The organism is Mycobacterium sp. NPDC003323 (assembly GCF_053589535.1).
The window spans coordinates 1-13,278 of sequence record NZ_JBSFSB010000018.1 but is presented as its reverse complement, the minus strand read 5'-3'; the positions used below and the strand labels follow the sequence as shown (position 1 = coordinate 13,278).

At 66.9% G+C, this 13,278-nt stretch carries 10 protein-coding genes and 1 pseudogene; 5 read left to right on the top strand and 6 right to left on the bottom strand.

All coding sequences use genetic code 11. The annotated features are described in order from the left end of the window. Nucleotides 1-21: 21 nt before the first annotated feature. Nucleotides 22-876 carry an LLM class F420-dependent oxidoreductase gene (locus tag ACWDUN_RS25725; protein ID WP_449933126.1) on the top strand — a complete coding sequence of 285 codons (855 nt, stop codon included), beginning with the start codon at nucleotides 22-24 and terminating at the stop codon, nucleotides 874-876. Between the two features lie 378 nt (nucleotides 877-1,254). Here the strand turns inward: ACWDUN_RS25725 and ACWDUN_RS25720 are convergent, their stop codons facing one another. After that, on the bottom strand, nucleotides 1,255-2,721 hold the full coding sequence (locus ACWDUN_RS25720) for a glutamate synthase subunit beta (protein WP_449933125.1): 1,467 nt from the start codon (nucleotides 2,719-2,721) through the stop codon (nucleotides 1,255-1,257). Then, entirely contained in the window at nucleotides 2,714-7,297 is a 4,584-nt protein-coding gene (gene gltB / locus ACWDUN_RS25715; RefSeq protein ID WP_449933123.1) for a glutamate synthase large subunit, read from the bottom strand. Before gltB ends, ACWDUN_RS25720 begins: the two co-directional genes overlap by 8 nt. A gap of 473 nt (nucleotides 7,298-7,770) precedes the next feature. On the opposite strand from gltB, the gene ACWDUN_RS25710 reads away from it, so the two are divergent. Further along, the gene (locus ACWDUN_RS25710) at nucleotides 7,771-8,583 is read left to right on the top strand and encodes a PaaI family thioesterase (protein WP_449933122.1); all 813 of its coding nucleotides are present in this window, start codon (nucleotides 7,771-7,773) and stop codon (nucleotides 8,581-8,583) included. 6 nt (nucleotides 8,584-8,589) lie between these two features. On the opposite strand, the gene ACWDUN_RS25705 is transcribed toward ACWDUN_RS25710, so the two are convergent. From ACWDUN_RS25705 to ACWDUN_RS25695, 3 genes are all read right to left on the bottom strand, one after another. Further along, nucleotides 8,590-9,132 carry a Dps family protein gene (locus tag ACWDUN_RS25705; protein ID WP_449933120.1) on the bottom strand — a complete coding sequence of 181 codons (543 nt, stop codon included), beginning with the start codon at nucleotides 9,130-9,132 and terminating at the stop codon, nucleotides 8,590-8,592. 81 nt (nucleotides 9,133-9,213) lie between these two features. Continuing rightward, nucleotides 9,214-10,110: a DNA-3-methyladenine glycosylase family protein gene (locus ACWDUN_RS25700; RefSeq protein ID WP_449933118.1), complete on the bottom strand. Its 897-nt coding sequence runs from the start codon at nucleotides 10,108-10,110 to the stop codon at nucleotides 9,214-9,216. A 9-nt stretch (nucleotides 10,111-10,119) separates the two neighbouring features. Next, a complete protein-coding gene (locus tag ACWDUN_RS25695) occupies nucleotides 10,120-10,479 on the bottom strand; it encodes a DUF427 domain-containing protein (protein WP_449933116.1) in 360 nt (119 codons plus the stop codon). Between the two features lie 65 nt (nucleotides 10,480-10,544). Here ACWDUN_RS25695 and ACWDUN_RS25690 point away from each other — a divergent pair, with 65 nt between their 5' ends. Further along, a complete protein-coding gene (locus tag ACWDUN_RS25690) occupies nucleotides 10,545-11,003 on the top strand; it encodes an SRPBCC family protein (protein WP_449933114.1) in 459 nt (152 codons plus the stop codon). On the opposite strand, the gene ACWDUN_RS25685 is transcribed toward ACWDUN_RS25690, so the two are convergent. After that, nucleotides 11,000-12,415, bottom strand: coding sequence for an NAD(P)/FAD-dependent oxidoreductase (locus ACWDUN_RS25685; RefSeq protein WP_449933112.1), 1,416 nt, complete (start codon nucleotides 12,413-12,415; stop codon nucleotides 11,000-11,002). The two genes, ACWDUN_RS25690 and ACWDUN_RS25685, sit on opposite strands and share 4 nt — an antisense overlap. Before the next feature lie 33 nt (nucleotides 12,416-12,448). On the opposite strand from ACWDUN_RS25685, the gene ACWDUN_RS25680 reads away from it, so the two are divergent. Beyond that, nucleotides 12,449-12,916 carry a DUF4262 domain-containing protein gene (locus ACWDUN_RS25680; protein WP_449933111.1) on the top strand — a complete coding sequence of 156 codons (468 nt, stop codon included), beginning with the start codon at nucleotides 12,449-12,451 and terminating at the stop codon, nucleotides 12,914-12,916. Between the two features lie 156 nt (nucleotides 12,917-13,072). Beyond that, nucleotides 13,073-13,278 (top strand): annotated as a pseudogene (locus tag ACWDUN_RS25675) (hypothetical protein); the annotation flags it as partial.

Here is a 13,278-nt window from a genome sequence, read left to right as displayed (position 1 = left end):
GCCGATGGTCGTTGACCAAGTGTGGACTTCGCCTTCAAAACCTCCCCGCAGAACACCACCTGGTCGGACATGCTGGCCATCTGGAAGACGGCCGACGATATCGACGTCTACCGATCCGGCTGGACATTCGACCACTTCTATCCGATCTTCTCCGACTCCACCGGGCCCTGCCTGGAGGGTTGGACGACGCTGACCGCGCTGGCGCAGGCGACCGAGCGACTACGTGTCGGGGTGCTCGTGACCGGCATCCACTACCGGCACCCGGCGGTGCTGGCCAATATGGCCTCGGCGCTGGACATCATCTCCGGCGGCCGCCTCGAACTCGGCATCGGTGCAGGCTGGAACGAGGAGGAGTCCGGTGCCTACGGCATCGAACTGGGCAGCATCAAGGAGCGGTTCGACCGTTTCGAGGAGGCCTGCGAGGTACTCAAGGGTCTGCTCAGTGAGGAAACGACGACCTTCGACGGCACGTATTACCAGCTCAAAGACGCGCGCAACGAACCGAAGGGTCCGCAGCAGCCGCATCCGCCGTTCTGTATCGGCGGCAACGGCGAGAAGCGCACGCTGAAGATCACCGCCAAGTACGCCGATCACTGGAATTTCGTGGGCGGCACGCCGGAGGAGTTCGCCCGCAAGCGCGACGTGCTGGCCGCGCACTGCGCCGACATCGGCCGCGACCCGAAGGACATCACCCTGTCGGCACATGTGCGCCTGGGCGAGGACCGTGATTACGCCAAGGTGGTCGATGAGGCCGCCGCGCTGGGCGCCGAGGGCCTGGATCTGGCGATCATCTACCTGCCGCCGCCGTATGACCCTGCCGTGTTGGAGCCGCTGGCCCAGGCCATCCGAGACTCGGGGTTGCAGACCGCTTCTTAAGACTGACGGTCACGAAATTATTACGATTCGGCAAACGTGCTCTGATCCGGTCCGCCGAGCTTCGGCAGGCCGGGTCAGTAGCCGTATCTGAGTAACTCGGCGGGGGTGATCAGGCGTTCGTGCTTAGCTGGGAACTCACGGCTACGACGCGGATGACGGAGCCATGACCAGGCGATTCGACTCATCAGTGACCGTGAATTGGGTGTCATGTACACGGTGGGAACTCCTGCGGTCGGCGAATAGCTGCACCGTGGGGTCACTTTACCGCACAACCCCTGCACAGCCATTAGACACCTGTGACGCGGCTAACACCAACCGGCACGCCGATTAAAAATCGGATGTTTCTGGTGTGACTTCTGTTGCTGAAGTGAAAACGCTTCAGCGCTGCGGGGCGGCCGTCGGTTCGATCGGCCGGGGCAGCGCGGACTCGCCCATCAGATAACGATCCACGCCGGCGGCGGCCGCCCGGCCCTCGGCGATCGCCCACACGATCAGCGACTGTCCGCGCCCCATGTCACCGGCCACGAACACGCCCGGAACGGTGGTCTGGAAGTCCTTGTCGCGCGCGACGTTGCCGCGATCGGTCAGTTCGACACCCAGCTCATCGAGCAGACCCGCGCGCTCGGGGCCGACGAAACCCATCGCGAGGAAGACGATGTCGGCCTCGAGTTCGAAGTCCGAACCCTCGACCTTCTCGAACTTGCCCGCCTTCATCTGCACCTCGTGCACCTTCAGCGAGGACACCCGGCCGTCGGTACCGCAGAACTGTTCGGTGTTCACCGAGAACACCCGCTCGCCACCCTCTTCGTGCGCCGAGGCCACCCGGTACATGAGCGGGTAGGTCGGCCATGGCGTCGACTCCGCGCGGGTCTCCGGCGGACGCGGCATGATCTCGAACTGGTGCACGCTCGCCGCACCCTGGCGGTGCGCGGTGCCCAGGCAGTCCGCACCGGTGTCACCGCCACCGATGATGACGACCTTCTTGCCCTTCGCCGTGATCGGTGGCTCGCCGTCGGGTCCGGCGACGTCATCGCCCTGCTGCAGCCGGTTGGCCCACGGCAGGTACTCCATCGCCTGGTGGATACCGTCGAGCTCACGGCCCGGGATCGGCAGATCACGCCAGGCCGTCGCGCCGCCGGCGAGCACGACGGCGTCGTACTCCTCGTCGAGCTGCGCGACGGTGATGTCCACGCCCACATTCACACCGGTACGGAACTGCGTGCCCTCGGCCTCCATCTGTTCCAGCCGCCGGTCGATGTGGCGCTTTTCCATCTTGAACTCGGGGATGCCGTAGCGCAGCAGGCCGCCGATGCGGTCGGCCCGCTCGAACACCGTCACGCTGTGGCCGGCGCGGGTCAGCTGCTGGGCCGCGGCCAGGCCGGCCGGACCGGAACCGACGACCGCAACCTTCTTCATGGTGCGCACCGTCGGGATCATCGGCGTGACCCAGCCCTGGTCGAAGGCGTTGTCGATGAGCTCGACCTCGACCTGCTTGATGGTGACCGGATCCTGGTTGATGCCCAGCACGCACGACGCCTCGCACGGCGCCGGGCACAGCCGACCGGTGAACTCCGGGAAGTTGTTGGTGGCGTGCAGCCGTTCGATACCGTCGCGCCAACGGTCCCGGTAGACCAGGTCGTTCCACTCCGGGATCAGATTGCCCAGCGGACAGCCGTTGTGGCAGAACGGGATACCGCAGTCCATGCAGCGCGACGCCTGCACCTGCAAGGACTCGTGCTCGAACTCCTCGTAGACCTCTTTCCAGTCCTGCAGACGCAGGTCCACCGGCCGCCGGGCCGGGGTCTGACGGACGGTGTGCTTGAGGAAACCGCTCGGATCAGCCACGGGCCGCCGCCATGATCGCCTCGTTCACGTCCGCGCCGGCCGTCTCGGCCTCCGAGATCGCGGTCAGCACCCGCTTGTAGTCGCGCGGCATCACCTTCACGAAGTGCTTGGCCTCGCCGTCCCAATCGGCCAGGATCCGCCGTCCCACTGCGGAATCCGTCGCATCGACATGCGCCACGATCATCTCCTGCAACCATCCGAGGTCATCGGCTTCCAGGTCGTCCAGGTCGACCATCTCACCGTTGACATTGCCCACCAGCGCGCCGCTGGGGTCGTAGACGAACGCCACACCGCCCGACATACCGGCGGCGAAGTTGCGCCCGGTCTGGCCCAAGATGACCACCCGGCCGCCGGTCATGTACTCGCAGCCGTGGTCGCCCACGCCCTCGACCACCGCGTGCGCACCCGAGTTGCGCACCGCGAACCGCTCGCCGACCTGGCCGCGCAGGAATGCCTGACCGCTGGTGGCACCGAACAGGATCACGTTGCCGGCGATGATGTTGTCCTCGGCGACGTAGTCGGTCGGGGCGTTGTCCGGCGGTCGCACCACGATGCGTCCACCCGAGAGTCCCTTGCCGACATAGTCGTTGGCATCCCCGTACACGCGCAGCGTGATCCCGCGCGGCACGAAGGCACCGAAGCTGTTGCCCGCCGAGCCCTCGAAGGTGATGTCGATGGTGCCGTCCGGAAGGCCCTGCCCGCCATAGGCCTTGGTCACCTCGTGGCCGAGCATCGTTCCCACGGTCCGGTTCACGTTGGCGATCTTCGTGCTGAAGCGCACCTGCGTCCCGGCGTCCAGGGCCTCGCGGCACTGGGTGATGAGTTGCTGATCCAGCGCCTTGTCCAGGCCGTGGTCCTGCCGCGAGCTGCAGTACAGGTCCTGGTTCATGAACGCCGACTCGGGCTCGTGCAGCACCGGTGCCAGGTCCAGCTTGTGGGCCTTCCAGTGCTCGGCGGCCCGGGTGGTGTCCAGGGCGCCGACCTGGCCGACCATCTCGTTGACGGTGCGGAATCCCAGCTGCGCCATCAGTTCGCGGACCTCTTCGGCGATGAACATGAAGAAGTTCTCGACGAACTCGGGCTTGCCGTTGAAGCGCTGGCGCAGCACCGGGTTCTGGGTGGCCACGCCGACCGGGCAGGTGTCGAGGTGACAGACCCGCATCATGATGCAGCCCGACACCACCAGCGGTGCGGTGGCGAATCCGTATTCCTCGGCGCCCAGCAGCGCGGCGACCACCACGTCGCGACCGGTCTTGAGCTGGCCGTCCACCTGGACCACGATGCGATCGCGAAGTCCATTGAGCAGCAAGGTCTGCTGCGTCTCGGCCAGGCCGAGCTCCCACGGCGCGCCCGCATGCTTCTGCGAGGTCAGCGGTGTGGCGCCGGTACCGCCGTCGTGCCCGGAGATCAGCACGACATCGGCGTGTGCCTTGGAGACGCCGGCGGCCACGGTGCCGACGCCGTTCTCCGACACCAGCTTGACGTGGATGCGCGCCGACGGGTTGGCGTTCTTGAGATCGTGGATCAGCTGGGCCAGATCCTCGATCGAGTAGATGTCGTGGTGCGGCGGCGGTGAGATCAGGCCGACTCCGGGGGTCGAATGCCGCACCTCGGCCACCCACGGGTAGACCTTGTGACCCGGCAGCTGACCGCCCTCACCGGGCTTGGCGCCCTGGGCCATCTTGATCTGGATGTCCGTGCAGTTGGACAGGTAGTGACTGGTCACACCGAAGCGACCCGAGGCCACCTGCTTGATGGCGCTGCGCCGCCAGTCGCCGTTCTCGTCCACGTCGAACCGGTCGACGCTCTCCCCGCCCTCACCGGAGTTGGACCGTCCGCCCAGCCGGTTCATCGCGATGGCCAGGGTCTCGTGCGCCTCGGCCGAGATCGAGCCGTAGCTCATCGCACCGGTCGAGAAGCGCTTGACGATCTCGCTGGCCGGCTCGACCTCGTCGATCGGAACTGGCTGCCGCACACCGTCCTTGAACTTGAGCAGGCCACGCAGCGAGGCCATCCGTTCACTCTGGTCGTCGACCAGCTTGGTGTACTCCTTGAAGACCTCGTACTGCCCGGTGCGGGTCGAGTGCTGCAGCTTGAACACGGTGTCGGGGTTGAACAGGTGGTATTCGCCCTCGCGACGCCACTGGTATTCACCGCCCACCTCGAGTTCCCGGTGGGCCCACTCGTCGGGCCGGTCCAGATAGGCCAGCTGATGCCGGGCCGCGACGTCGGCGGCGATATCGTCGAGGTCGATACCGCCTGTCGGGCAATGCAATCCGGAGAAGTACTCGTCGAGCAACCGCTGGTTGATGCCGATCGCCTGGAACAGCTGCGCGCCGGTGTAGGAGGCCAGCGTGGAGATGCCCATCTTGGACATCACCTTCAGCACACCCTTGCCCGCGGCCTTGACGTAATTCGCCTTGGCCGCATCGCTGCTCATCCCGGTGATGACACCGCGGTCGATCATGTCGTCGATCGACTCGAAGGCCATGTAGGGGTTGATCGCGGCGGCGCCGAAACCGCACAGCATCGCCATGTGGTGCACCTCGCGGGCGTCACCGGATTCGACGACGAGGCCGATCTGCGTGCGGGTGCGCTCCCGCACCAGGTGGTGGTGCACGGCGGCGGTCGACAGCAGCGACGGGATCGGGGCCAGCCATTCGGTGGACTCCCGGTCGCTGAGCACGATGATGCGGGCACCGTTGCGGATGGCCTGGCTGACCTTGGTGCGCACATCCTCCAGCGCGCGACGCAGACCGGCACCACCGTCGGCGACCGGGTACAGGCAGCTGACGACGGCGGCCCGCATGCCGTGCTTGCGGCCGCGGATCTCGTGGTCGGGGTCGACGTCGACGAGCTTGGACAGGTCGGCGTTGCGCAGGATCGGCTGCGGGAGCACGATCTGGCGGCAGGAGTGCTCGTCGGGGTTGAGCAGATCACCCTCGGGGCCGATGACTCCCTGCAGGCTGGTCACCACCTCTTCCCGGATGGCATCCAGCGGCGGATTGGTGACCTGGGCGAACAGTTGCTGGAAGTAGTCGTAGAGCAACCGGGGCCGCTGCGAGAGCACGGCGATCGGGGTGTCGGTGCCCATCGAGCCCAACGCCTCGGCGCCGGTGCGCGCCATCGGCGCCACCAACAGGTTCAGTTCCTCGTAGGTGTAGCCGAATGCCTGCTGGCGCAACACGACTCGGTGGTGCGGCATCTTGACGTACTTGCCCGGCGGCAGTTCGTCGACGTGGAACAGGCCGGCGTCCAACCACTCCTGGTAGGGGTGCTCGGCGGCGAGCTGGGCCTTGATCTCCTCGTCGGCGACGATGCGGCCCTGCGCGGTGTCCACCAGGAACATGCGGCCGGGCTGCAGGCGGATCTTCTGCACGACGGTCGACGGGTCGAGGTCCAGCACGCCGGCCTCCGACGCCATCACGACCAGTCCGTCGGCGGTGACCCAGATGCGCGACGGGCGCAGACCATTGCGGTCGAGCACCGCGCCGATGACCGTGCCGTCGGTGAAGCAGACCGAGGCCGGGCCGTCCCAGGGCTCCATCAGCGAGCCGTGGTACTGGTAGAACGCCCGCCGGGCGGGGTCCATCTCGGCGTTGCGCTCCCAGGCCTCCGGGATCATCATCAGCACCGCGTGGGCGATGCTGCGTCCGCCCAGGTGCAGCAACTCCAGGACCTCGTCGAACCGCGCGGTGTCCGAGGCGCCGGGGGTACACACCGGGAAGATCTTGTTCAGGTCGTTGTGATAGCCGAAGACATCGGTGTGGATGAGCGCCTCACGGGCCTTCATCCAGTTCTCGTTGCCGGTGACGGTGTTGATCTCGCCGTTGTGCGCCACCCGCCGGAACGGATGCGCCAGCGGCCAGGACGGGAACGTGTTGGTCGAGAACCGCGAGTGCACGATGCCCAGCGCGCTGGTCAGCCGTTCGTCCTGCAGGTCCAGGTAGAAGGCGCGCAGCTGGGGCGTGGTCAGCATGCCCTTGTAGACGAAGGTCTGACCCGAAAGGCTTGGGAAGTAGACGGTTTCGCGTCCGGGACCGTCCTGGCCGGGACCCTTGGTGCCCAGCTCGTGCTCGGCCCGCTTACGGATCACGTACGCGCGGCGCTCCAGTTCCATGCCCGAGGCGCCGGCGATGAACATCTGGCGCAGGGTCGGCATGGCGTCACGGGCCAGCGCGCCCAGCGAGGAGTCGTCGTGGGGCACATCGCGCCAGCCGAGCAGCTGCAGACCCTCGGCCTCGACGATCTTCTGGACCGCCTCGCAGGCCAGGTTGGCGTCGCGGCTGGATTGCGGCAGGAACGCGATACCGGTGGCGTAGCTGCCCTCTTCGGGCAATTCGAAATCGACGACCGCACGCAGGAAGGCATCCGGCACCTGCAGCAGGATGCCCGCACCGTCACCGGTGTTGGGTTCGGCTCCCGCGGCGCCGCGGTGCTCGAGATTCAGCAGCGCGGTGATCGCCTTGTCGACGATGTCGCGGCTGCGGCGACCGTGCATGTCGGCGACCATCGCCACGCCGCAAGAGTCGTGCTCGTATGCGGGGTTGTAGAGCCCGCTGGGCACTGTTGCCATCGGCAATCCACCTGACCCTTACTGTTGTGCCTGCGCGAAGCGTCGTTCACCGGGCTGGCGATCGCGGCGCCCTCGTGCAGCACTGAACGACGGCGTCTACCCACTCGCCACAAGTGGACAAAACGATATGACAAAGACCGCAAGGCATGCCAACTTAGCCAGACCTAACTAGACTGTTTCGGCACTTCGGTCGGATACCACTTCGACGCCTCGATTTTCGTGCCGATCCGTCTGCGAGGCAACATATTTCGCACGGATTCGAAGGATCGGGCCCACACGGCCGACGATGCCGACTTTTGAGACGCTGGTCACATCACTTTGCCATCAATCCAAGTACAACCGCTTCAACTGGTCGTTTGACGGCTTGGCAAATTTGCTGAAAGGTTGGCCAGATTCTTAGGAAATGCCCTTTTGCCTCGTTGGATACCCCCTGGCCGTATACGCCGCGCCGCATCACCGCAAGCTGGAGCGTGATGTCCTACCCGCAGACCACCCCGCCCGGCCGATTCGGCATCGTCAACGTCGAGGACGGCCCCACCCGCTACGCGGCCACCATGCCGGTCACCGGCATGAACAACCCGCTGACCGGCGCACCGAGCCTCGCGCCGCTGGCCATCCTCGTCGACCACATCGCCGGGTTCGCCAACCACGCGCGCCGCCCGGACGGGCACTGGACGGTGTCGAGCGAACTGGCCATGGAGTTCTGTCCGGGCGCCCACGAGATCGTCACCGCCGATCCGACGGTCCCGGTGCTGGCGTCCAGCCGCGCCATCGGAGCGGCCGGCGCCACCTCGCTGTCGGTGTGCGATCTGACCCACGGCGGTCGCGAGATCGGGCTGGCCACGGTGCGGACCTTCTACATCACCGCGGCGGTGCACGTGCCGGGTGCCTTCGAACAGCCCACCGAGCCGGTCGAAACGCTGCCCACCGATCTCGGCGAGCTGATGGCCGTCGAGATCGCCGAGGCCGGTGGCAGCGGCGCGGTGCTGCGACAGCTGGCACATCCGAGCGTCAACAACACCCTCGGCGCCGTGCACGGCGGTGTCGCCGCGGCAGGTCTGGAGCTCGTCGCCTCGGCGGCGCTCAATGCCGGGCGTCCCGATCAGCCGTTGCACACCGCGTCGCTGCGCATCAACTACCTGCGCCGGCTGATCGGCGGTGGCCAATCTCATTACACAGCAACGCCGCTGCACGTAGGACGTAGCAGCGGCGTTGCCGAGGCACAGGGAATAGGTGATGACGGCCGCGTCGCGCTCACCGCGCGGCTGACCGCCTACCGGGGCTGAGCCGGATCAGGCGCGAGCTTCGCTTGCCGCGCCCTTCTCGGTGGATTTGCCCTCGTGCACCAGTTGTCCGCCGGCGCTCTCCAGGTGCGCGCGGACGAACCACTGGAATTTCTCGAGTTCGCCGGCGTGCCCGATCAGCATGTCCTGGGACACCAGATCGAGCTCGTCGAGCCGTTCGATGCTCTTGCGGGTGTCCTCGATGACCCCGGTGTAGACCAGGTCGACGGCGGCCAGGTGGGCCTGCACATTGTCGCGACCGACCGAGTAGTCGTCCCAGGTGCGGTCCTTCAGGATGGCTCCCGGGGTGCCCTTGGGCGAACCGCCCAGTGCCGCGATCCGCTCGGCCACCTCGTCGGCGTAATCGCGGACGAGGAGTACCTGCGGATCGATCATCTCGTGCACACCGATGAAGTTCGGGCCGACGACGTTCCAGTGCACATGCTTGAGCGTCAGGTGCAGGTCATTGTAGGTGCTGAGCTGCTTCTGCAGCAGCTCGGCCACCTCGGTGCCCTGCTTATCCGTCATCCCCGGGATGGTGAACGCAGTCATGGTGTCTCCTTTGCGTCGGCTTCATAGGCTTGTTGTAGCTCGCCGCATCGCATACCCAGCCAGGCCCTCCGGTAATCACTCCTACAGGGCGCGCAGGTTCGGGATGGCCTGCCGCGGTGCCCGCCGCGGGTTGACGGCCAGCCCGCTGGCATACAGCAATCGCACAGCGCGATGCCGATGCGGCCGCAGGGGTTCGAGCAGTTCGACCATCGCGGCGTCGTCGATCGGTACCCCGAGCAGGCTCATGCCGACCGTCCGGGCGAGATGGAAGTCACCGACCGACAGTGTGTCGGCGTCACCGAAGGCACGCTGCACGGTCTCGGCCGCGGTCCATTCCCCCACTCCCGGAAGCGATTTCAAGCCCTGCACGGCGCGCTCCGGGGTCAACCGCTCCAGTGCGTCGGCGCGTTGGGCGCAGCCCACGACGGTGCGGGCGCGGCCGGGGTCGACATTGGCCAGATGGAACTCCCAGGACGGGATGCGGCGCCACACCTCGGCACTGGGCGGCACCCGCATCCCGGCGGGCGCCGGACCCGGTGCCGGCTGCCCGAACTTGGTCGTCAAGATCCGCCAGGCCCGGAAGGCGTCCTTTCCGTAGACACGTTGTTCGATGACCGCCGGCACCAGCGCCTCCAGCACCCGGCCCGTGCGGCCCAACCGCAGGTGCGGTACTCGTCGATGGGCCTCGGCGATGGTGGGTTCGACCGGGTCGAAGCCCGAGGCGGTGTCATCGTGGCCCAGTAGTGCAGGCAGGTCGTCGAGGAATTCGGCCGCCCCCGCTCCCCACGCCTCGCATTCGACGGTGTCCGGCGATGTCTTGGCGATCCGGGCGGTCACCGGGCCGCTGCGCAGCAATGAGGTGCGCCAGATGTCGGTGCCGATCGCGCGGTAGCAGGGGTCGCCGGTGCCACGGCGCAGCGGGGCCAGTGTCAACCCGGGACTGACCGGCCCACTGAAGCTCAGCGTGGTGGACGGCACCCCACCAATCTAGGCCAGTTCGATACGTGCCTTGTCGGGGTAGAAGGCGACGCGGCCGACGATCTGCGCGACGGCGGGATAGGGGTGTTCATAGGTCCAGATGACGTCGTGCACATCGTGGACGTGGTAGTACGTCGCGTCACCCTTGTAGGGGCAATAGGTGGTGGTGGCGCTGCACGCCAACGCGGTCGGGTCGACATCGGCCAGTGGGATGTACTGGACCGGTGGATAACTGGCCTCCTGAAGGGTCAGCGCGTCATCGGTCTGGGCGATCTGGACTCCCCCGACGCTGACGGTGACCCGCCGCCCGGTGGGCGTGATCGTGATGGGGTGCTCGGCGCTCGGCTGCCGGGGCCGTCGGTCCGTCATGACGTTGTCAACGCAGCCAGGGGCAAGGTGATTCCCGTCACGGTCGATCTGTCTACGATCGATCCATGACCGCTCCGGTACACGCATCCGTCACCATCGCCGCCGAACCATTGGCGGTGTACGCCCTGATCACCGACCTACCGACCTTGGGATCGCTGGCCGAGGAAGCGCACGCGATGTCGTGGACCAAGGGATCCGCGGCGGCACCGGGTGCGGTGTTCAAGGGCGAGAACCGCAGCGGGTCGAAGTCCTGGACCACCACGTGCACCGTCACCGCCGCAGACCCCGGCAGCACATTCGCCTTCGATGTGAAGTCCGCGATCTTCCCGGTCGCACACTGGAGGTACGACATCGTTGCCACCGAAGGCGGTTGCACCGTCACCGAGTCGACGTGGGATCGTCGGGCCGGGTGGTTCAAGAAGATCGCCGGTCTGGCCACCGGCGTCAGCGACCGCGACGCCGCCAATGCCGAGCACATTCGGCTGACCCTGCAGCGGCTCAAGGAGCGCGCCGAGTCCGTCTAGTGCGGCTTGCGCGTGATCAGGTCGGCGACGCGCGCGATCGGAGAGGTCTTGGCGGTGGCGCGGCGGGCCTCCTGCCGGTCGGCGAGCTTGTAGGCGATGTAGAGACCGCGCACCCCCAGCCAGCGCAGCGGTTCGGGCTCCCAGTTGCGTGACTGGTGGCCGACCCACGGCAGGCCGGTGCGCTCGGTCTCCCGCCCGAGCACCAGGTCGGCCAGTGTCTGTCCGGCGAGGTTCGTGGCCGTCACCCCGTGGCCGACATAGCCACCGGCCCAGCCCAGCCCGGTCGCGCGGTCCAGCGCCACACCGGCTTCCCAGTCCCGGGGCACCGCCAGCACGCCGCACCAACCGTGCGCGATCGGCACGCTGCGCACCTGAGGAAGCAGCGAATGCAGCACCTCGGTGAGCTGCCGGATGGTACCGGCGGGAACCCGGCCGTCGGTGTCGGTGCGCGACCCGAAGCGGTAGGGCACACTGCGACCGCCGATGGCGATCCGGTCGTCGACGGTGCGCTGGGCGTAGAAGAAGCCGTGCGCGGTATCGCCGACTGTTTCTCTTGCCTGCCAGCCGATTTCGTCCCACAGCGCCGCCGGTATCGGATCGGTGGCGATCATCGAACTGTTCATCGGCAACCATCGCCGGTGCAGCCCGCGCAGCACGGGGGTGAACCCTTCGGTGGCCCGCAGCACGATGGGTGCGCGCACGGTACCGGTGACGGTGACGGCACGGCCCTGCGCGATCTCGATCACGGGCGAACGTTCATAGATCGTCACGCCGAGGCGCTCGACGGTATCGGCCAGACCCCGCGCCAGAGCCGCCGGTTGGATGCGCGCGCAGTGCTCCGTGTGATACGCCGACACCACGCCGTCGAACCGAATGCGTTCTGCGGCTTCGATTTTTGTCAACACGGTGACATCGTTCTGCCAGCGACGTTCTTCCTTGACGGTGGCCGCCAGCCGTGCGGCCTGAGCCGGGTTGCGGGCGATCTCCAGCGTGCCGCCCTTGACGGCGCCGGCGTCGATCCCTTCGGTGTCGGCGACTGCGATGACCTCGTCGACGGCGGCGTTCAGCGCCTGCTGCCAGGCCAGGACCTTGTCGCGACCGTGGGTTTTCGCCATCCGCCGACGGTCACCGGGGACCAGTCCGGACAACCAGCCGCCGTTGCGGCCGGATGCGCCGAAGCCGGCAAAACGGGCCTCCAGCACGGTGATACGCAGCGAGGGGTCGGCCTTCTTCAGGTAATACGCGGTCCACAGCCCGGTATAGCCGGCGCCGACGATGCAGACATCGGCATCGCGGTCACCCGGTAGCCGCGGGCGCGGCGTCGGCAGAGTGTCGAACCAGTGTGAGACCTGACCGTTGAGCGTGGGCACCTGCCGATTCTGCCAGGCGAGGTTGTCGGTGCTGCGGCGCATGGTGAAGACAACTCATCACGGAAGGGGCACAACATGTGCTGGCAATGCGATCATCCCGAGGCCACTCGACAGGACTATCTGGACGTCCTGCGACACATCGCGGTCAAGAACGGCTGGGCGGTGCAGTACGTCGAGGACCAGCCACCGTTCGCGTACACCATCGGCTTGAGCGATGCGGGGCTGCCGGAGCTTCTCGTCACGGGGCTGCCGCCCGAGCGCTCCATGCTGCTGCTGAATGCGGCGGCGCACTATATGACGCACAAGGTGGAACCGTTGCCCGGTGACACCATCACGTTTCCCGACGACTCGCTTGCCGAGTTCGTCGAGATGACCGCACCGGATGTCCACATGGGTTGGGCGGTGGCCTATCACGGTGGTCCGGTCCGCGGCCTGCAGATCGCCTGGCGCGACGATCGCGGCCACTCACCCTGGTGTCCGGACTTCAACCGCGGCGGTCCGCGTCAGCCGGTGCTCGGCATTCGGGGGCCGGTCGAGGGTTGATTCCGCAGGGAGATCAACTGCCGTCGGGGCGGCCGCCGTTGATCTCCCTGCCCACCTGGGCAGCGACATTCGAGCGACGCGAATTTCTCTGGCCCCGTTGGTATCTCGTTTCACATTCCGGCCTGGTTTGTCGGTGGTCGTACGTATGTTCGGGTCATGAAGTCGGATGTGGTGCAGTCCCGGGACGCGGTAGCCGCCGCGGTCTGTGATCGTGCCGCGTCGGTGAAGGCGTTGTTGGATGCTGATTTCTCGGTGTTCGACACCGCTGAGTTGTTGGCGTTGCAGTCCGAACGCGAGGAACGCGCCCGCCAGGATGAGGCGGTCGATCACCGAATCCTGGCGGCGTTGATGGCGCGGGCGAG